Source organism: Streptomyces sp. 4N124, from assembly GCF_052245395.1.
Classification (GTDB): domain Bacteria; phylum Actinomycetota; class Actinomycetes; order Streptomycetales; family Streptomycetaceae; genus Streptomyces.
The window spans coordinates 315278-333753 of sequence record NZ_JBQQBS010000001.1 but is presented as its reverse complement, the minus strand read 5'-3'; the positions used below and the strand labels follow the sequence as shown (position 1 = coordinate 333753).

The 18476-nt window shown below is 70.6% G+C and carries 20 protein-coding genes; 4 read left to right on the top strand and 16 right to left on the bottom strand.

All coding sequences use genetic code 11. The features are described 5' to 3' along the window. Positions 1-24: 24 nt before the first annotated feature. Positions 25-363 (bottom strand): winged helix-turn-helix transcriptional regulator, encoded by a 339-nt coding sequence (locus tag ACTWQO_RS01525; protein ID WP_443235340.1) that lies wholly within the window; start codon positions 361-363, stop codon positions 25-27. A 96-nt stretch (positions 364-459) separates the two neighbouring features. Between ACTWQO_RS01525 and ACTWQO_RS01520 the strand changes: the two genes are divergently transcribed. Then, positions 460-1341 (top strand): NAD(P)-dependent oxidoreductase, encoded by an 882-nt coding sequence (locus ACTWQO_RS01520; protein ID WP_443235339.1) that lies wholly within the window; start codon positions 460-462, stop codon positions 1339-1341. 1 nt (position 1342) lies between these two features. Here ACTWQO_RS01520 and ACTWQO_RS01515 read toward each other — a convergent pair whose 3' ends face one another. From ACTWQO_RS01515 to fabG, 5 genes are read right to left on the bottom strand one after another with little or no spacing between them, the layout of a single operon-like run. Next, on the bottom strand, positions 1343-2140 hold the full coding sequence (locus ACTWQO_RS01515; RefSeq protein WP_443235338.1) for an SDR family NAD(P)-dependent oxidoreductase: 798 nt from the start codon (positions 2138-2140) through the stop codon (positions 1343-1345). 15 nt (positions 2141-2155) lie between these two features. After that, complete coding sequence (locus ACTWQO_RS01510) at positions 2156-3364, bottom strand: acetyl-CoA acetyltransferase (RefSeq protein WP_443235337.1); 1209 nt, start codon at positions 3362-3364, stop codon at positions 2156-2158. A 16-nt stretch (positions 3365-3380) separates the two neighbouring features. Beyond that, a complete protein-coding gene (locus tag ACTWQO_RS01505; protein ID WP_443235336.1) occupies positions 3381-4805 on the bottom strand; it encodes an OB-fold domain-containing protein in 1425 nt (474 codons plus the stop codon). Then, positions 4805-6040, bottom strand: coding sequence for an acetyl-CoA C-acetyltransferase (locus ACTWQO_RS01500; protein WP_443235335.1), 1236 nt, complete (start codon positions 6038-6040; stop codon positions 4805-4807). Before ACTWQO_RS01500 ends, ACTWQO_RS01505 begins: the two co-directional genes overlap by 1 nt. 56 nt (positions 6041-6096) lie before the next feature. After that, a complete protein-coding gene (fabG, locus tag ACTWQO_RS01495) occupies positions 6097-6843 on the bottom strand; it encodes a 3-oxoacyl-ACP reductase FabG (RefSeq protein WP_443235334.1) in 747 nt (248 codons plus the stop codon). A 100-nt stretch (positions 6844-6943) separates the two neighbouring features. On the opposite strand from fabG, the gene ACTWQO_RS01490 reads away from it, so the two are divergent. After that, positions 6944-8161 (top strand): acyl-CoA dehydrogenase family protein, encoded by a 1218-nt coding sequence (locus ACTWQO_RS01490; RefSeq protein ID WP_443235333.1) that lies wholly within the window; start codon positions 6944-6946, stop codon positions 8159-8161. A 107-nt stretch (positions 8162-8268) separates the two neighbouring features. Here ACTWQO_RS01490 and ACTWQO_RS01485 read toward each other — a convergent pair whose 3' ends face one another. Both ACTWQO_RS01485 and ACTWQO_RS01480 read right to left on the bottom strand, forming a co-directional pair. Further along, positions 8269-8607 carry a DUF2889 domain-containing protein gene (locus ACTWQO_RS01485; protein ID WP_443235332.1) on the bottom strand — a complete coding sequence of 113 codons (339 nt, stop codon included), beginning with the start codon at positions 8605-8607 and terminating at the stop codon, positions 8269-8271. Next, positions 8604-9392: an enoyl-CoA hydratase-related protein gene (locus tag ACTWQO_RS01480; protein WP_443235331.1), complete on the bottom strand. Its 789-nt coding sequence runs from the start codon at positions 9390-9392 to the stop codon at positions 8604-8606. Before ACTWQO_RS01480 ends, ACTWQO_RS01485 begins: the two co-directional genes overlap by 4 nt. Positions 9393-9595: 203 nt before the next feature. Here ACTWQO_RS01480 and ACTWQO_RS01475 point away from each other — a divergent pair, with 203 nt between their 5' ends. Next, positions 9596-10363 carry a FadR/GntR family transcriptional regulator gene (locus ACTWQO_RS01475; RefSeq protein WP_443235330.1) on the top strand — a complete coding sequence of 256 codons (768 nt, stop codon included), beginning with the start codon at positions 9596-9598 and terminating at the stop codon, positions 10361-10363. Positions 10364-10369: 6 nt separating this feature from the next. Here the strand turns inward: ACTWQO_RS01475 and ACTWQO_RS01470 are convergent, their stop codons facing one another. The 6 genes from ACTWQO_RS01470 to ACTWQO_RS01445 are packed head-to-tail and all read right to left on the bottom strand — an operon-like array spanning position 10370 to position 15141. Continuing rightward, entirely contained in the window at positions 10370-11476 is a 1107-nt protein-coding gene (locus tag ACTWQO_RS01470) for a serine hydrolase domain-containing protein (RefSeq protein WP_443235329.1), read from the bottom strand. After that, positions 11473-12918 (bottom strand): class I adenylate-forming enzyme family protein, encoded by a 1446-nt coding sequence (locus ACTWQO_RS01465; RefSeq protein ID WP_443235328.1) that lies wholly within the window; start codon positions 12916-12918, stop codon positions 11473-11475. Before ACTWQO_RS01465 ends, ACTWQO_RS01470 begins: the two co-directional genes overlap by 4 nt. A 3-nt stretch (positions 12919-12921) precedes the next feature. After that, positions 12922-13338 (bottom strand): MaoC/PaaZ C-terminal domain-containing protein, encoded by a 417-nt coding sequence (locus ACTWQO_RS01460; protein WP_443235327.1) that lies wholly within the window; start codon positions 13336-13338, stop codon positions 12922-12924. Next, positions 13338-13778: an FAS1-like dehydratase domain-containing protein gene (locus ACTWQO_RS01455; RefSeq protein ID WP_443235326.1), complete on the bottom strand. Its 441-nt coding sequence runs from the start codon at positions 13776-13778 to the stop codon at positions 13338-13340. Before ACTWQO_RS01455 ends, ACTWQO_RS01460 begins: the two co-directional genes overlap by 1 nt. A gap of 18 nt (positions 13779-13796) precedes the next feature. Then, the gene (locus ACTWQO_RS01450; RefSeq protein ID WP_443235325.1) at positions 13797-14642 is read right to left on the bottom strand and encodes an enoyl-CoA hydratase-related protein; all 846 of its coding nucleotides are present in this window, start codon (positions 14640-14642) and stop codon (positions 13797-13799) included. Between the two features lie 4 nt (positions 14643-14646). Then, positions 14647-15141 carry a PaaI family thioesterase gene (locus ACTWQO_RS01445; RefSeq protein WP_443235324.1) on the bottom strand — a complete coding sequence of 165 codons (495 nt, stop codon included), beginning with the start codon at positions 15139-15141 and terminating at the stop codon, positions 14647-14649. Positions 15142-15284: 143 nt separating this feature from the next. Between ACTWQO_RS01445 and ACTWQO_RS01440 the strand changes: the two genes are divergently transcribed. After that, entirely contained in the window at positions 15285-16496 is a 1212-nt protein-coding gene (locus ACTWQO_RS01440; protein ID WP_443235323.1) for a CaiB/BaiF CoA transferase family protein, read from the top strand. 21 nt (positions 16497-16517) lie between these two features. Here ACTWQO_RS01440 and ACTWQO_RS01435 read toward each other — a convergent pair whose 3' ends face one another. Next, positions 16518-17267, bottom strand: a complete 750-nt coding sequence (locus tag ACTWQO_RS01435) for an SDR family NAD(P)-dependent oxidoreductase (RefSeq protein WP_443235322.1) — start codon at positions 17265-17267, stop codon at positions 16518-16520. 98 nt (positions 17268-17365) lie between these two features. After that, complete coding sequence (locus ACTWQO_RS01430; RefSeq protein WP_443235419.1) at positions 17366-18376, bottom strand: NADP-dependent oxidoreductase; 1011 nt, start codon at positions 18374-18376, stop codon at positions 17366-17368. Positions 18377-18476 lie beyond the last annotated feature (100 nt).

Sequence of the window (18476 nt, the reverse complement as noted above, 5' to 3'; positions counted from 1 at the left end):
TGGTCGCGCAGTTCCCCGCGCCCCTTAGGGGCGTTGTCGCTCGCGGCCCCAAACAGCTAACGGCTCCAACGCGTCGTTCAGGCGTGTGCCGTCCTCCGTTAGCGAGTACTCCACACGCGGCGGCACCTCGTCGTACGATACGCGGTGCACGACGCCGTCCGCTTCCATCTCGCGCAAGTGAGAGGCCAGCACCTTCTCGGTGATCCCTGGAAGGAGTCGGCGCAGTTCGCCGAAGCGGCGGTGGGGGTGTTCGTGGAGGGCCCAGAGGATCAGGACCTTCCACTTGCCGCCGATGACCTCCATCGCGGTGTCGATGCCGCAGACGTGTCCGTCTGGTGTGCCCGGCCGGTTCAGCGTCGTCATGCCCCACCCCTCTGACGTGCTCGCTCACCCCAGAGTAACCACCTACTCCGAAGTGCGTACTTGATCACCTTCGGGCCTGCGACCAGCCTGATGGGCATGACACGGAACACTGTTGAGAAGACCTCCGTCACGCTGCTGGGCCTCGGCGCGATGGGCACCGCACTGGCCCGAGCCTGGATGGCCGCCGGGCACCCGCTCACCGTCTGGAACCGCACCCCGGCCCGCGCGGCGGCGCTCGGCGCCGAGGGTGCGCGGGGCACGGACAGCGCCGCCGCGGCGGTCGCGGCGAACACGCTGGTCGTCGTCTGCCTGTTGGACGACGCCTCGGTCGAGGAGGTACTGGGCGGCACCGATCTGGCCGGCCGTGACCTGGTCAACCTGACCACCAGCACTCCGGCCCAGGCCCGCGCCCGCGCCGAGTGGGCGCACGAGCGCGGCGCCCGCTACCTGGACGGCGGGATCATGGCGGTGCCGCCGATGATCGGCGTCCCGGAAGCGGGCGGCTACGTCTTCTACAGCGGCTCGCGGGAGTTGTTCGAGCAGCATCAGGAGACTCTGGGCGTCCCGGTCGGCACCCACTACGTCGGCACGGACGCCGGCTTCGCGGCCCTGCACGACGTGGCCCTGCTGAGCGCCATGTACGGGATGTTCGCCGGGGCCGCGCATGCCTTCGCGCTGATCCGCAAGGAGGACATCGACCCCGCGTCGCTGGCCCCGCTGCTCGCGGACTGGCTCGTCGCGATGGCACCGGCCGTGCACACGACCGCCGGTCAGCTGAAGAGCGGCGACTACACCAAGGGTGTCGTGTCCAATCTGGCCATGCAGGTGGCCGGCACGCCGACGTTCCTGAGCACGGCCGAGCAGCAGGGCGTCAGCCCGGAACTGCTCAGCCCGCTCTTCGAGTTGATGCGCCGCCGCCTGGCCGAAGGCAGCGGTGAGGAGGATCTGACGGGCGTGATCGACCTGCTGGTGCGGTGACTCACATGCTGTCGCGCAGATCCGCCACATACGGCTGGTGGGCCAGCAGCCCGCCGTCCACGCGCAGCGTGTGCCCGGTGATGAACACGGACTCGTCGGAGGCGAGGAAGACGACCGCCGAGGCGACATCCTCCGGCAGCCCCAGCCGCGGGGTGAGGTGATGGCGCAGCATCGCTTCCCGGATCGCTCCGTGCGCCGAGTCGTCGCTCGCCGGCGTGACGATGAATCCCGGCGCGATCGCGTTGCAGCGGACGCCCTGCTTGCCGTACTGGGTGGCGACGTACTTCGTGAGGTTGATGATCGCGGCCTTGGAGGCACCGTAGGCCGGGTTGCGCAGATCCCCCGCGATGCCTGAACAGGACGAGGTGTTGATGATGGATCCGCCGCCCCGCGCGATCATGTGCGGGACGGCGGCCTGGATCGCGACCATGGTGCCGCGCAGGTTGATCCGCATGGTGTCGTCCCAGACGCCCGCGTCGGCCTCCGCGACCGCGAGGTCCTGACGGGCGGCCAGGTGCGTGGCGGCGGCGTTGTTGTCCAGGACGTCGAGGCCGCCGTACGCCTGGACGGTCGCCTCCACCAGGGCCCGTACGCTCTCGATGTCCCCGAGGTCGACCTGGACCGCGAGCGCGGAGCCGCCGGCAGCCCCGATCTCCTCTGTGACGGCCTTGGCGCCGTCGAGGTTCAGATCGGCGACCACCGTGTGCGCACCCTCGGCCGCCACGCGGCACGCGGTGGCGGCGCCGATCCCGGAGGCGGCACCCGTCACGACGATGATCTTTTCGTCGAGTCGTCCCATGGCGAACTCCCTTTCTCAGTCGGTGAGTTCGCTGCCGACCAATGACACGAACGATACGCATTCGCCGGGTCCGCCGCCCAGGTTGTGGGTAAGTGCGAGCGAGCGTCCTTCGGCGAGCGTACGCACGGTGCGCTCCGGCGGCGCCTCGCCCCGCAACTGCAGCCACGCCTCGAACATCATGCGCAGGCCCGACGCGCCGATGGGGTGGCCGAAGGCCTTGAGGCCGCCGTCCGGATTGACCGGCAGCGAGCCGTCCAGGTCGAACACGCCGCTGGTGACGTCCTTCCAGGCCTGCCCGCGCCCGGAGAAGCCCAGGTCCTCCATCAGCACCAGTTCGGTGGGCGTGAAGCAGTCGTGGACCTCGGCGAGGGCGATCTCGGCGCGCGGGTCGGTGACACCGGCCTGGCGGTAGGCCTCCTGCGCGGAGGCGACGACCTCGGGGAAGGTGGTGAAGTCGTACTCCGGGTCCTGGAGTCCGTCCGCCGGTCCCGCGACGAACGACAGGGCCTTCACGAAGATCGGCTTGTCCGTGTACCGGTAGGCGTCCTCGGCGCGTACGACGATCGCGGCGGCCGAGCCGTCGGAGACGCCGGAGCAGTCGAAGACGCCGAGCATGCCCGCGACGATGGGCGCGGACTTGATGCGCTCCAGCGGGACTTCCTTGCGGAACTGGGCGCGCGGGTTGCGGGCGCCGTTGGCGTGGTTCTTCCAGGCGATACGGGTGATGACGTCCTTCAACGCGGCTTCGTCCAGGCCGTACTTGGCGGCATAGGCGGGGGCGAGGAGGGAGAAGTTGGCCGGTGCGGTGATCTCGCCGCGGCTGTCGTCACCGGCGCCCGGCATCGTCGTACCCGAAAGCCCGCTCATCCCGGAGTCCTTGAGCTTCTCGACGCCGACCGCCATGGCCACGTCGTAGGCGCCCGAGGCAACCGCGTAACAGGCGTTCCGCAGGGCCTCGGAGCCGGTCGCGCACATGTTCTCCACGCGGGTGACCGGCTTGCAGGGCAGATGGAGCGGGCGGCTGAGGGTGAGGCCGGAGACGCCGGAGGCCTGGGTGCCGAGCCAGAACGCGTCGATGTCGTCGAGGGTGATGCCGGCCGAGGTGACCGCTTCGCCGACCGCGTCGACCAGCAGGTCGTCGGCCGAGCGGGTCCAGTGTTCGCCGAAGGGCGTGCAGCCCATGCCGACGATGGCGACGCGGTCCCGGATTCCGTGCGAGCCCATGATGTCGTTCCCCTCGTCAGTCCTCGTCCGTACGGACCGGACGGGCCTTCCAGAAGTAGTTGTGGACGCCGGCCGCGGTGACGGTGCGCCGGAAGGTCATCTCCACCCGGGCGCCGATGACGGCGTCGGCCTCGGTGGCGTCGGTGAGCTGGCAGCGGAACCTGCCGCCGCCGTCGTAGTCGACGACCACGACGAGCATCGGCGGGCTCGGCGTGTGCGCGAGCCGGTCGACCGTGAACGTCGCGACCGTGCCGCGTACGTCGGCCATCGGTTCACCGGTCATGGCGTCGACGCTGCGGCAGGACGTGCACACGCGGTCCGGCGGCAGATGGCGGGTGCCGCACTTCTCGCAACGAGACGCCACGAAGCCGTACTTCCACGCGTTGCGGCGGTGCGCGGGCGGGGCGTACGGCGGTTCGGGGTCGGGTCGGCGGGGCGGTTCCCGGTCGAGCAGGCCGCGCCAGGTGAGATAGGTGGCGTACGGCATCGGCGCGCTGCCCGCCGCGATCTGCGCGGCGACCGGGCGGGCGCTGCGGTGAGCCGGCAGGGCGTCCGTCGTGCGCAGGAGTATGACTCCGGCGCCGTCGCCGAGCACGACCAGCGCGATGGTCTCGCCGGGGCGGGCGCGGTCGAGGACGTCGGCGAGGAGCAGGCCGGGCTGGGCGGTGCCGGGGTTGCCGATCGCCGCGGTGAGGTCGGCGGTGACGGCCTCGGGGCGGGCGCCGGTCTTGCGTCGTACCGCCGCGCACGCGCGCGCGTGCAGGCCCGAGACGATGAGGTGGTCGACGGCGGCGATGTCGAGCCCCGCCCGGTCGAGCGCGGCGCCGAGGGCCTTGCCCGCGAGATCGACGTAGATCTCCTCGGCGAAGCGTTCCTCCCACACCCGGGAGGTGGGCGAGCCGGGCAGGCGCCAGCGGTCCAGGATCTCGTCGCTCACCGTGTCGTGCGCGAGGAGTTCGGCGATGACGGGGGTGCTGTCGCGGTGTCCGCCGAACACGAACGCCGCCGCGCCGTCGCCGCCCGCGGACTCGTCGCTGCCGCCGGGCAGGCCGGTGCGCAGGTCGGACAGGACCGTGAGGGTCGGGACGGTGGAGCGGGCGGCCGTGACGAGGGCGCCGAGGCCGGAGCGCACGGAGCCCGCCATGTCGGCGGCGAGGACGTGCTCGTCGAGTCCGAGCGCGGCGTGCACCGCGGTGGCGTTCGTCTTGTCGAGGTAGGCGGGGGCGGCGGTGGCGAGGAAGAGCTGGCCGATGCGGGGGCGCAGCCCGTCAGGGACGAGGGCGCCGCGGGCCGCCTCGACGGCCATCGAGGTGGTGTCCTCGTCGTAGCCCGCGACCGCGCGTGTGCCCTTGCCGGGCGGTGTGCCGAGTACGGCGGCGAGATCGGCGCGGGCGAGGCGGTGGTACGGCACGTAGGCGCCGTATGCGATCAGTCCGGCCATCAGCGTCCTCCCTGAGCAGTGATGTCGGTCGGCCGCTCGAAGACCGCGGCCAGGCCCTGTCCGCCGCCGAGGCACATGGTCTCCAGGCCGTAGCGGGCGCCTCGGCGGTCGAGTTCGCGCAGCAGGGTGGCGAGGATGCGGCCACCGGTGGCGCCGACGGGGTGACCGAGCGAGATACCGGAGCCGTTGACGTTGAACCGCTCGAAGTCGGCCTCGGTCAGGGCCCATTCGCGGGTGCAGGCGAGGACCTGGGCGGCGAAGGCCTCGTTGAGTTCGATGAGGTCGATGTCGGCGAGCTTGAGACCCGCCCGTTCCAGGGCCTTGGCTGTGGCGGGTACCGGGCCGATGCCCATCGTCTCCGGCGGTACTCCCGCGACGGCCCAGGAGACCAGGCGGCCCAGCGGACGCAGGCCGAGTTCGGCGGCGCGTTCGGGGTGGGTGACGATGCAGAGCGAGGCGCCGTCGTTCTGCCCGCTGGCGTTTCCGGCGGTGACGGTCGCGTCCGGGTCCTTGCGGCCGAGGACGGGGCGCAGTGCCGCGAGTTTCTCCAACGTCGAGTCGGGGCGCGGGTGTTCGTCGGTGTCCGCGACGGTCTCGCCATTGCGAGTGCGTACGGTTACCGGCACGATCTCGTCGGCGAACCGGCCCTCCCGCTGGGCGGCGACGGCCTTCTCGTGCGAGCGCAGGGCCAGTCGGTCCTGTTCCTCGCGCGGGATGCCGTACTCGCGCCGCAGATTCTCGGCCGTCTCCAACATGCCGCCGGGGACAGGGTGGTTGACGCCGCCGGAGGTGACCCGGCCGCGGGCCAGCCGGTCGTGCAGGGTGGTGCCCGCGCCGCGCACGCCCCACCGTACGTCGGTGGTGTAGAACTCGGCCTGGCTCATGGACTCCACTCCCCCGGCCAGGACGAGGTCGCTCGCACCGGTCTGCACCTGCATGGCCGCGATGATCACGGCCTGGAGCCCGGAGCCGCACCGACGGTCGATCTGGAGGCCCGGCACCTCGACGGGCAGGCCCGCGTCCAGGGCGGCGACCCGGCCGATCGCGGGGGCCTCGCCGTTGGGGTAGCACTGGCCGAGGAGTACGTCGTCGACGGCGCCGGGCGGTATGCCGGTCCGTTCCAGCACCGCCCGCACGACCGTGGCCGCGAGTTCGGCCGCGGTGACGTCCTTCAGGACACCTCCGTAGCCGCCGACGGGGGTGCGCACGGGTTCGCAGATCACCGCGTCACGCATCGGTCATGCCTTTCGTCAGGGGAGGAGCCGCACATGGGGCCTCGGAGAAGCGGGCGTCACATGTACCGGCCACCGGTCACCTCAAGGACGGCTCCGGTGATGTAGCTCGCCATGTCGGAGGCGAGGAAGAGGACCGCCTGGGCGACCTCGGCGGGTTCGCCCGCGCGGTTCATCGGGATCTCGGCGAGCTTGGCGTCCCAGGCGGCCTGGGGTATGGCCTCGGTCATGGCGGTGCGGATCAGTCCGGGCTGGACGGCGTTGACGCGGATGCCGGCGCGGGCCAGTTCCTTGGCGGAGGCCTTGGTGAGGCCGACGAGGCCTGCCTTGGCGGCGCTGTAGTTGGTCTGGCCGAAGTTGCCGACCTTGCCGGCGATCGAGGAGATGTTGACGATGCTGCCGCCCACGCCGTGCGCGCGCATCGACTCGGCCGCGAACCTGGTGCCGTTCCAGGCGCCGGTGAGGTGGACGTCGACGACGGCGCGGAAGTCGGCGATCTGCATCTTGCGCAGGGTCGCGTCCCGGGTGATGCCGGCGTTGTTGATCATCACGCCGACGGGCCCGAAGGTGTCGGCGCAGTGCGCGACGAGGGCGCCGACCTCGCCCTCGTCCGTGACATCGCAGCGCAGAGAGGTGGCGGCGACGCCGTTCTTGGTGAGACGCTCGGCGGCCTCGGCCGCCGCGTCCTCGTTGATGTCGCCAAGGACCACCGACGCGCCCGCGCTGCCGAGCACACCGGCGATCTCGAAGCCGATGCCCTGTGCGCCACCGGTGATCACCGCGCTACGGCCGTCCAGCAGTCTCATCCGCCCGTCCCCAGCTCGACGCTATTCCACTTAAATAGATAACCTATTACGCTGAAAGTATCAATAAGGCGAGCCCGGTCCGCGGGAGGAGACAGCGCAGGTGGACATCACTTATCCCCCGGAGACCCTGGCGTTCCGGAGCGAGGTCAAGGCGTTCCTCGCGGACGCCCTTCCGACCGACTGGCGCGGTATCGGCGCCCTCGACGAGGAGGCCGCGTGGGCCTTCGCCCGCGACTGGCGCAAGCGGCTCGCGGAGCGCGGCTACCTCTCGCTCACCTGGCCCGAGGAGTACGGCGGCCTCGGTCTCACCAAGCTCCACCAGGTCGTCCTGATGGAGGAACTGGCGCTGGCAGGCGTGCCGTTCGGGCTGCCGCAGGACACCTTCGGCGTGAAGATGCTGGCGAACACGCTGCTGCGCTGGGGCACGGAGGAGCAGAAGAGCCACTTCCTGCCGCGCATCCTCAGCGGCGAGGACACCTGGTGCCAGGGCTACTCCGAGCCGGACGCGGGCTCGGACCTGGCCTCGCTCACCACCCGGGCCGTACGGGACGGCGACGAGTGGGTGATCGACGGCCAGAAGGTGTGGACCTCGGGCGCCCACCACTGCGACTGGATCTTCGTCCTGGCCCGCACGGACCGCGACGCCCCCAAGCACCGCGGCATCTCCTTCCTCCTGGTCCCCCTCGACCAACCCGGCGTCGAGGTGCGCCCGTTCCGCATGATGAGCGGCCAGCTCCACTTCAACGAGGTCTTCTTCACCGGCGCCCGCACCCGGGCCGACCTCGTCGTGGGCGGCGTCGACAACGGCTGGACGGTCGCCCAGAGCCTGCTGGGCGTGGAGCGCGGGGAGGAGGCCGCGACCAACCCGATCCTGTTCAAGGCCGAGGTCGAGCGTCTCGTCGAACTCGCCCGGCAGTACGGCAAGGACCAGGACCCCGTCGTACGGCAGCGCATCGCCTGGTGCTGGTCCAAGGTCGAGATCATGCGCTTCCTCGGCTACCGCATCCTCACCGGCTGGCTCAAGGGCGCCGAGCCCGGCCCGGAGTCGTCGATCGCCAAGCTGTACTGGAGCGAGTACCACACCGAGGTCACCAATCTGGCGATGGACATCATGGGCCTGCACGCCCAGGTCCCGCTCGGCCGCCCACCCCTGCGCACCTACCGCACGGACGACCCCGGCACCGCGAACTCCTCAGCATCCTGGTCGACGACGTACCTCATCGCCCTCTCGGGCACGCTCTACGCCGGCACGTCACAGGTGCAGCGGAACATCCTCGCGGAGAGAGTGCTGGGCCTGCCGAGGGAGCCGAGGGTGTGACACACGGCTGGCCAGGCGCCCCGATAGGGGCGCGGGGAACTGCGCGACCAGCCCCCACCGACCCGCAGCCGACAAACCGCACCGCGGAGCGCTATCCCTCGAACACCTCAACTTCCGGCGCCGGACGTGCCCCGGAACCGCCCCTGGATCGCCCGATTGAACCCAGCGGCCACGCTCAACCCGACCAGACCCTCGAACGCCGGGGCAATCCGCGGGCATTCGGCATGAGGAAACGTCCGCATGTCCGCGTCGGCGGCCACGATGACCATGTCCGCGAGACGAACCCGCACGCCCAGCACCATCCGGTGAACCGTCGCGGCCGACGCGTCCTCCCCCGGCCGTACGTCGGCCAACTCCGCCTCGACGGACAGCTCTGCGCCGCCCTCCTCCTCGTAGGCGTTGATAGTGGTAGTGCGACGGTGCAGGGGCAACTCGGCCCGGGTCACGACGCCGCCTCGCCCAGCGCGGCGAACTCCGGCTGCCGCCGTTCGATGAAGCTGCGCACGCCCTCCCGGTAATCGGGGGCGCCTTTCGCCGTGGCCAGCAGGGCGGCCGCGCTGTCCCTGCTCGCGACGAAGCTCCGCGCCTGGTCGTCGGCGAGCTGCCGCTTGATCAGGGACATCGCGTACGGGCTGGCGGAGCGGGCGAGTTCGGTGGCGTACGCGAGTGCCGTCGGCAGCAGTTCCTCCGGCTCGACGAGACGGTTGACCAGGCCCATCGCCAGCGCCTCCGGCCCGTCGATCCGGCGCGAGGACAACAGCAGATCGCTGGCGTTCCCATAGCCGACCAGCCGGGGCAGGATCCACGACACCCCGTCCTCCGCGACCAGTCCACGCGCACTGAACGCGGCGGCGAACCGGGCGCCCGGCACGGCGAACCGCACATCGCACATCAGCGCCTGGTTGAAGCCGATACCGGCGCAGGCACCGTTGATCGCCGCCACGACGGGCTTCGGGAAGGTCATCGGCCGGGTGCGCGGCGGCAGCTGATCGGTCGGCCACGGCTTGGCCCCGGAGGACGCCCCGTCGAGCACGCTCATGTCCATCCCGGGGCAGAAGCCGCGCCCGGCTCCGGTGAGCACCACGGCCCGTACGCCGGGATCGGACTCGGCGCGATCGAACAGCTCGTTGTAGAGCAGCTCCATCTCCAGGGTCCAGGCGTTGTGCCGCTCGGGCCGGTTGAGGGTGAGCAGCATGACCCCGTCGTCGGTGAGGTCGGAGAGGATCACCATCGCGTCTCCAAAATAGATAGATGAATCATCTATATACCCAAGTGGTGGACAGACGCCAGATCCGGGGCCGCCCGACCGCGATCACCGACCCCTTGACCTGGTACCCTCGATACATTAAGCAGATTCATTTTGCTATATACGGCACACATCGTCAGCGAGGAGACTCCGCCGTGGCCGAGGCAGCCCGCGCAGAAGCGCCCCCCATGCCCGCCCCCTCCCGCGCGCGCGTCGGACGCCAGGTGCGCGTACCGAAGACGGCCGAGCTGGTCGCCGCGCATCTGCGCCGCCAGATCGTGCGGGGAGAGCTGAAGCCCGACGACGCGCTGCCGCCGGAGTCGGGCCTGATGGAGCAGTTCGGCATCTCCCGGCCGACTCTGCGTGAGGCCTTCCGCGTCCTGGAGTCGGAGTCGCTGATCACGGTGCGCCGCGGCGCCCACGGCGGCGCCCGGGTGAGCGCGCCGGACGCCGAGGTCGCGGCCCGCTTCGCCGGACTGATCCTCGAATACCGCGGCGCCACCCTCGGCGACGTCTACCGCGCCGCAGCGCTCATCGAGCCGCCGTGCGCCCGCCAGCTCGCCGCCAAGCACACGGCGGACGACATCAAGCGGCTGCGTGACGCGGTGGCCGCCGAGAAGTCCGTGCTGGACGACCCGCTCGCGCTCGTGGACGCCCAGGACGCCTTCCACGCCCTGCTGGTCGAGCTCACCGGCAACCAGACCCTGATCCTGCTGTGCGGCATGCTGCGCACCATCGTCGACCGGGCGAACGCCTCGTACACCGCGGCGGCCACGGACACCGAGACCCAGAAGGCCCAGGCCCTCAAGGGTCACCGCGCGCATGTCCGGCTGGTCGGGCTGATCGAGTCCGGCAAGGCCGACGAGGCCGAGAAGCTGTGGCAGCGGCACATCTCCAGCGCCGACGACGTGGTGAACTCGGCCGGCCCGAAGACCGTCCTCGAACTGATCGACTGACACCGCTCAAGCCGTGAGGTCGGCCGCCAGGTTGGCGACGTTCGTCATGAAGGCCGTACCGCGCCGCGAGTGGTCGTAGCCGGCGAGCGGGTAGCCGTTGCTCAGCAGCGCGAAGGACAGCCCGGTCTCCGGGTCCATGAAGCCCAGTTGATAGGCGGCTCCGGCGTTCCCGAAGAGTGACGGCGAGCCGGTGGACGGCAGTCCGCTGCCCGCGTCGGGTCCGGCGACGGTGACGAACAGCGCCATGCTCGTCCGCCGGCTGCCCCCGCCGCCGTAGACCTGGTCGCCGTAGGGATGCTCGGTCAGCCGGATCCGCGTGCCCTCGGCCACCGCCTCCGGCTTCCACAGGCCCGAGTGCTCCAGCGCCTGGAAGTACAGGGCGACATCGGCGGCGGTGGCGACGAGCGCATGACTCGGCTCGCCCGCCGCCAGCACCTCCGGGTCGGACAGATACCAGGGACCCCAGGGGTCGGACTTCTGGTCGTCGCCGGTGCGATCGGTGGCGGTCATCGGGGCGACCGTGCCGGGCTGCCGGTCGACCGGTACGCCCAGCTCGATCGACGACAGGCCCAGCGGCCCGACGATCCGCTCACGGAGATGGTCGGCGAAGGGCAGCCCCGTACGGCGCTCCACGATCTCCGCGATCAGCCAGGCGGCCGAGGTGAGATGGAACTGGAAGCGGCTGCCCGGCGGGTAGTCGAGCCGCCAGCGGCCGAAGGCGGCCAGGCGCTGCTCACGGTCGAGCATCTTCGGGTGGCCGAGCGGCGCGAAGGGGAAGCCGGCGGTGTGGGTGAGCACCTGCTCGACCGTCACCGCCTCCTTCCCGTTCGGCGCGAACTCCGGGATGATCGCGGCGACTTGCTCCCCGAGATCGAGCAGGCCGTCGCCGATCAGCTTCCACACCGCGCCCGCGACGATCGACCGGCCCACGGACTGCAGGATGTAGCGGGTGTCCGGCTCGGCCTCCCCCCAGGTCTCGAAAGCCACCAACTTCCCCGCGTGGGCCACGGCGACCTGCGCGGACGGCAGCGGGCCGTGCTCCACCTCCAGCCTGATCCTGCGCAGCAGCACATCCAGCCGATGCGGGTCGACGCCCACAGATTCGCGTGTCATGTCACTCTCCTGCTCAGGCTGCGGCGCAGCACCTTCCCGTTGGCGTTGCGCGGCAGGTCGGCGACGAAGCTCCAACGGACGGGGACCTTGAAGCCTGACAGCCGGGCGCGGGCGTAGGCCCGGAGCGCGTCCGGTTCGGGCGGTGCGGTGGGGTCGGCGGGGACGACGAAGGCGACGACCGTCTGCCCGAGGCGGTCGTCCGGTACGCCGGTGACCGCCACGTCGGCGACATCGGGATGGGCGGCGAGGACGGTCTCCACCTCCAGCGGATGGACGTTCTCCCCGCCACGAATGATCATGTCGGTCCGCCGCCCGGCGAGATAGAGATAGCCGTCCGCCGAGACCCGCCCCAGATCGCCGCTGCGCAGCCAGCCCGCCTCGTCCACCCGGAACAAATGGTCTGCGCGGGCGTCGATCTCGCCGATCCCGTCCGGCCCGGGGCCCCGCACCCGCAACTCGACGCCGGGCGCCGCCCGTCCGACGGACCGCAGCAACTCCGTGCGCCCGGCGACGGCCTCGCGATGGTCGTCCGGGGTGAGCACGCTGATCGGTGAGCCCTCGGTCTGCCCGAACATGTTGAGCATCCGGACCCCGGGCATCGCCTCGTACGTCCGCCGCAGCGTGGTGGGGCGGATGGGCGCACCGCCGTACTGGAGGACGCGCAGGCTCTCGTGCCGGGCCTGTCCGGCGGCCAGCAGCGTCTCCAGCATGGCGGGGACCATGCTGGTGTGCGTGGTGCCGAGTTCGCGGAGCCGGGCCCAGCCGTCGACGGTGAACCGCGGCAGCCCGGTGATCAGCGCTCCGGCGGCGAGCGCGACGGCGATGTTGCCCAGGCCCGCGATGTGGTGGAAGGGCGCGCTGCCGCCGTAGAAGCTCTCGGCGTCCAGCGCGCAGAGTGTGCCGTTGACGCGTGCGCGGGCGGCGAGTCGGCGTTGGGTCATGGGGACGGGCTTGGGCGCTCCCGTCGTGCCGGAGGTGTGCAGGACGGCGGCGAGTTCGTCCGGGAGGGTCGTAAGTGATCTGGAGGTGCAGGGCAGTTCGGGTATCACGACGCACTTGCGGCCTGCGAGGTCGGCGACTTCGTGACCCAGATGCGCGAACTCGGCCTGTATGACCATGACGTCGGAAGTGCTCGCCGAGACCACCGCCGCGATCTCGTGCGGCGTCATCCGCACCCCGAGCGGCGCCAGTGGGTGGCCGGAGCCCGCGCCGCCGATCACCAGGGCGAGGGCGTCGGCGGAGGTGGCGATGAGGGCGGGGACGGGTTCGCCGGGGGTGAGACCGAGGGTGTCGAGCCAGTCGGCGGCGCCGCCCGCTCGGTCGAGGAGTTCGCGTCCGGTCCAGCTCTGGTCGCCGAACCGGGTGGCGGGTCGGGTGTGGTCGTAGGCGCGGTTGACCATGGCGGTCCAGGTGTCCTGCTCGACTGCGCCTGGGCGGTCCACGGTTCAGGCCTCCAGGCGGGCCGTCGCGGTGCCGGTGACCACCTCGCCGCCGTCCTGGTTGACCGTGCGCAGGGAGAAGCGGGCGACCGGACCGGCCGGTGTGTCCTCGACGGACTCGACGGTGGCCGTGGCGGTGAGGGTGTCACCGGGCCACACCTGGGCCTTGAAGCGCACGCCGAAGGTCAGCAGCGACTCGATACCGACCCAGTCGGTGAGCACCCGTCCGGTCATGCCCATGGTGAGCATGCCGTGGGCGAAGACGCCGGGGTAGCCCGCGGTCTCCTTGGCGAACACCTCGTCGGTGTGCAGGGGGTTGAAGTCCCCGGACGCACCCGCGTATTGGACGATCCGGGTGCGCTTCAGGTCCTCGACGAGCACGCTCTCACGGGTCTCGCCGGCCTTGATGTCGTCGACGTGCATCACGAGTCCTTCCGGGTGGCGGGGCCCTCGGGGACGACGGCCACGGTCAGGGCGGTGACGACCTTCTCGCCGTTCGCGTCCCGGTATTCGGTGATCCGCTCGCTGAACAGCAGCAGCCCGGTGCGGCCCTGCTTCTCCCAGCTGCGCCCGGGCACGGTGTGCGCGTACAGCGTCTCCCCCGCCCGTACCGGGCGGTGGTACTCGAAGTGCTGCTCGGCGTGGAGTCCTCCGCCGCCCTCGGGCATCGTCCCCAGGCCGCCTCCGGAGCCGAACCACTCCTGCCCCGGCTTGGGCCGCAGGTGGTACTCCGGGTCGTAGTGCGCGCTCGCCATGGCGAAAGTCGGCGGCGCGAACTCCTCGTACGCCGGGTTCTCGTCGCCGATGGCGCGGGCGAACATCATGATGTGCCCGGCCTCGACGGGGAAAGGCTGCCCTGTCATCTCTCGTCGTCTCCTCGGTCAGTACGGCAGAAACGCGTCGCGGGTGGCGTCCTCGGGATCGAAGTCGGCAGGCAGCCCCTCGAACTTCGGCTCCCGCTTCTCCACGAAGCTCGCCACGCCCTCACGGAAGTCCGGCGACCCCGCGAAGAACTCCATGGCCGAGTAGGAGCGGGCCAGCGCCTCCTCGAACGGCCGGTCCAGATCGCCGTACACCTGATGGCGTACGACGGCCATGGCGCGCGGCGAGCAGTTGCGGGCGATGTCGCGGGCGTAGGCGCGGGCCGCGTCGAGCAGGTCCTCGGGCTCCACGACCCGGCTGACGAGCCCGAGTTGCTTCGCCTCGTCGGCGTCGAAGACCCGGCCGGAGAGCAGGAGGTCGAGGGCGTTCTCCAGGCCGACGACGCGGGGCAGGACGTACGGCAGGTTGTACTCGCCCGCGAGGCCCCGGCGGGTGAAGGCGGTGGTGAAGCGGGCGCCTCGGGCGGCGAAGCGGATGTCGCAGATGAGGGCCTGGACCAGACCGATGCCCGCGCAGGCGCCGTTGACGGCGGCGATGAGGGGCTTCGGCATGTCCCGCTTGCTGTACATCGGCACCCGGACCTGGAGGTTGAGGGACTGGCCGGGCTGGGAGTTCTGCTCCAGCCGCTGGACATCCATGCCGGGGCAGAACGCCCGGCCCGACCCCGTGATGATCACGACCTTCACCGACGGGTCGTGCGCGGCCTCCTCCAGGAGCGCGAAGAAGCGGCGCTCCATCGGGATGCTCCACGCGTTCTTGCGCTCGGGCCGGTTGAGGGTGAGCGTGGCGACGCCGTCCTCGTCGACCTCGTACAGCACCAGGTCCTGATCGGCTTGCTCGGGCACGTCGTCACTCCTCCGTCAGCGGTTCGATGGGGTCGCCGACACCGGCCCGTTCCCCGGAGATGGTCACCACCACCTGGCCCCGCGCGCAGACCCGGCCGTCCGGCATACGTACCTCCACATCGGCGAAGTGCAGCCGCCGGCCGCGCCGGACGCACCGCGCGGAGGCGACGGCCTCCCGGCCCCGGGCCGGCGCGAGGTACTGCACGGACATCGACACGGTGCTCAGCAGGCTGCCCTTGTCGAAGTCGTGCCCGGCGATCACCGCCCCGGCGCCCGCGGTGTCGATGAGCGCCGAGATCACTCCGCCGTGGAAGACGCCTTCGTGGGCGGAGAGCGACTCGGCGTAGGGCAGGACCATCTCGACGCCGTCCGGGTCCCAGCGCAGGATCCGCATGCCGCAGCCGCGGTTGAACTTGACCCCGCGCTCCCAGCGGGCCCGGAACCACTCGCGGCGTTCGCGCTGTTCCTGGTCGGTGAGGCTCCTCGCCGCGACGGTCATCCGCGCACCTTCCGGTCTCTGCCTCGCAGTGCAGATCTATATAGTTACACGATTCAGCGCCATCCGCGAGGAGTGGATGTAGCATTTATCTAACTCATTAAGAAGTAACTCAATGAAGAAGTCCGAGAAGGGGAGGGTGCTCGATGCCGTCTACCGCCCTGGCCGGGGTCCGCGTCCTCGACCTGTCCCGCATCCTCGCGGCACCGCTGGCCACCCAGATGCTGGGTGACCTGGGCGCGGAGGTGATCAAGGTGGAGCGGCCGGGCAGCGGCGACGACTCCAGGACGTACGGGCCGCCCTTCCCCGCCGGCCCGGACGGCGAGCGCACCGACACGGCCGCGTTCTACCTCGCCTGCAACCGCAACAAGCGGTCGGTCACCGTCAATCACGCCACCACCGAGGGCCAGGAGCTGATCCGTGCGCTGGCCGCCCGGTCGGACGTCCTGGTGGAGAACTTCCGCGCGGGGACGCTGGCGAAGTACGGGCTCGACCACGAGAGCCTGCGCGCGCTCAACCCCCGGCTCGTCTACCTCTCCGTGACCGGCTTCGGCCAGACCGGGCCGTATGCGCAACGCCCCGGCTACGACGGCATCTTCCAGGCGATGTCAGGGATGATGAGCGTCTCCGGTCACCCCGAGGAGCCGATGAAAGTCGGCGTCAGCATGGTCGACATCCTCACCGGCCTGTACGCCGCCACGGCCGTGCTCGCCGCTCTGCGGCACCGGGACACCACCGGCGAGGGCCAGTTCATCGACCTGTCCCTGCTGGACTGCGGGCTGGCCTCGCTGTCCCACTTCGCGATGAACTACCTGGTGTCGGGGGAAGTCCCGCAGCGGCGCGGCAACGGCGGCTACGGCGGCATCCCCTCCCAGGCCTTCGAGTGCAAGGACAAGCCGATCTTCCTGGTCGCGGGCAACGACAAACAGTTCGCCGCCTTCTGTACGGCGGCCGACCGTACGGATCTGTTGCAGGACCCGCGGTTCGCCTCGACGTCCGCCCGGATCGCGCACCGCGAGCAGATCCTGCCGGTGCTGGAGGAGATCCTCCGCACCCGGACCCGCGACGAATGGCTTGCGGTCCTGGACGAACACGACGTCCCCGCGGGCCCGTTCAACGAGCTGCCCGAGGTCTTCGCCGACCCCCAGATCCGCCACCGCGAGATGCTGGTCGAGGTCGAGGACCCGCTGTCCGGCCGACTCCCACTGCTCGCCAACCCGATCCGCCTGACCGCCACCCCCGTCGACGGCTACACCCCGCCGCCCGCGCTGGGTGAGCACACGGCCGAGGTCCTGGGCAGGCTGGCGGGGGTGACTCAGACCCGGCTGGCTGAGCTGCGCGCGCGGGGGGTCGTCTAGCGCCTGCCGGGAAAGCGCTGGTCAGATCTGGTTCTCGCCGCCGTCGACGTACAGGTTGGCGCCGAGGATGAAGCTGCTCTGCTCGGAAGCGAGGAAAGCGACCACATGGGCGACCTCGGCCGGGTCCGCGATCCGGCCGAGCGGGACGCCTGCGGCGAATTGCGCCTTGGTGACGGCCGCGTCCTCCGCGCTGACCACGGCGTCGAGTCCCGGCGTGTCGATGGTGCCCGGGGAGATCGCGTTGACCCGGACGTTCCGCCCCTTGAGCTCGTTGGCCCAGGTCCGTGCGAAGGAGCGGATCGCCGCCTTGGAGGCCGCGTACGTGCCGAACGCCGCGACCCCGTCATCGGCGCGCACCGAGGAGTTCAGGATCACCGACGCGCCGTCGTTGAGCAGAGGCAGCGCCTTCTGCACGGTGAACAGCGTGCCGCGCACATTGACACCGAATATCTGGTCCACGTGCTGCTCGGTGATCTGCTCCAGTGTCGCGAGCGCACCGCTCCCCGCGTTCGCGAAGACCACGTCCAGGCCCCGGCCCCGGGCGCGGACCGCGTCGTACAGGCGGTCCAGGTCGGCCAGATTGGCGACATCACCCGCCACCGCGGTGGCCACCGACGGGCCGATGGTCTCCACGGCCGCGTCCAGCGCCGTCTTGCGCCGGCCGGTGATGAACACGTGCGCACCCTCGGCTGCCAGCCGAACGGCGGTTGCCAGGCCGATGCCGGTGCTGCCACCGGTGATGACGGCGGTCTTGCCTTCGAGCTGCCCCATGTCCATGACCTCCATAACTTTCCGTACCGATCGGTACTGAACGATGCGAACGAGACCGTAGCACATCTGCACCGACCGGTACGGAAGAGGTGTGGCCACTAAGCGACCGTGAGCACGATCTTGCCTTGGATATGCCCTCGTGCGGCGCGTTCGTGTGCCGCCCGGGCATCCGCGAGTGGAAACGTGCTGTCGATCGCGACGCGGACCGTGCCGGCGTCGAGCAGGCGGCCCAGTTCAGCGAGTTGTGCGCCGTTCGAGCGGACCTGGGTGGCCGTGACGGTGACGCCCAGCTTCGCGGTCTCTTCCTCGTCGAATTCGCCGAAGAACACGGGGAACTGGGAACCGCCGCGCTTGAGTGTGCGGAGGAAGCGGCTGCTGTGAGGGCCGCCGACGGTGTCGAGAACGAGGTCGACGCCGCGTACGAGTTCCTCGGGGCGGCTCTTGGTGTAGTCGATGAACTCGTCGGCGCCGAGCTCGCTCAGGAACGATTCATGCGCGCCCGATGCCACCGCGATGACACGTGCGCCCTTCCATTTCGCCAGCTGTAGCGCCAAATGCCCCACACCGCCTGCGGCGCCGTTGATGAGCACCGTCGTGTCGGCATCGAGTGGCACCGGACGATGCTTCGCCGCCTGGAAAGGCGACGGGTGATCGTGTCCGAGCTCGATCAGGAACTGCCACGCGGTGAGCCCGGCCATGGGGGCCCCGGCGGCGTGCACGTGATCGATGCCGGCCGGCTTGAGTGCGAGGTCCGACGCGGGCGCGGCCACGTACTCGGCATATGTGCTGCCGTCGAAGCTGGGGAAGCGAAGGAGACCGAAGACTTCATCGCCGACGGAGAAGCCGTCCACATCCGCGGCGACGGCCTCGACGACGCCCGACAGGTCCGTCCCCGGGATCACGGGCAAGTCGAACTTCGGCCTCGTCTCCGGAGGCAGGTTGGACATCCCGTCGCGCAGGTACCAGTCGGGGGGATTGATGCCGGCCGCGTGCACGCGAACGAGCACCTCGCCCGGACCCGGCTCGGGAATCGGCACCTCTTCGTAGCGCAGAACGTCAGGGCCGCCGTGCTCATGGAGCCGGACCGCCCTCATCGTGTGTGTCGGCATCGTTTTCTCCTGCCCGCACTGCGGGATAGGCTTATTCGGATCAGCGATCCACATAAGTGGACCACTGATCCGAATATATGGACCACTGATCCGGATAGTC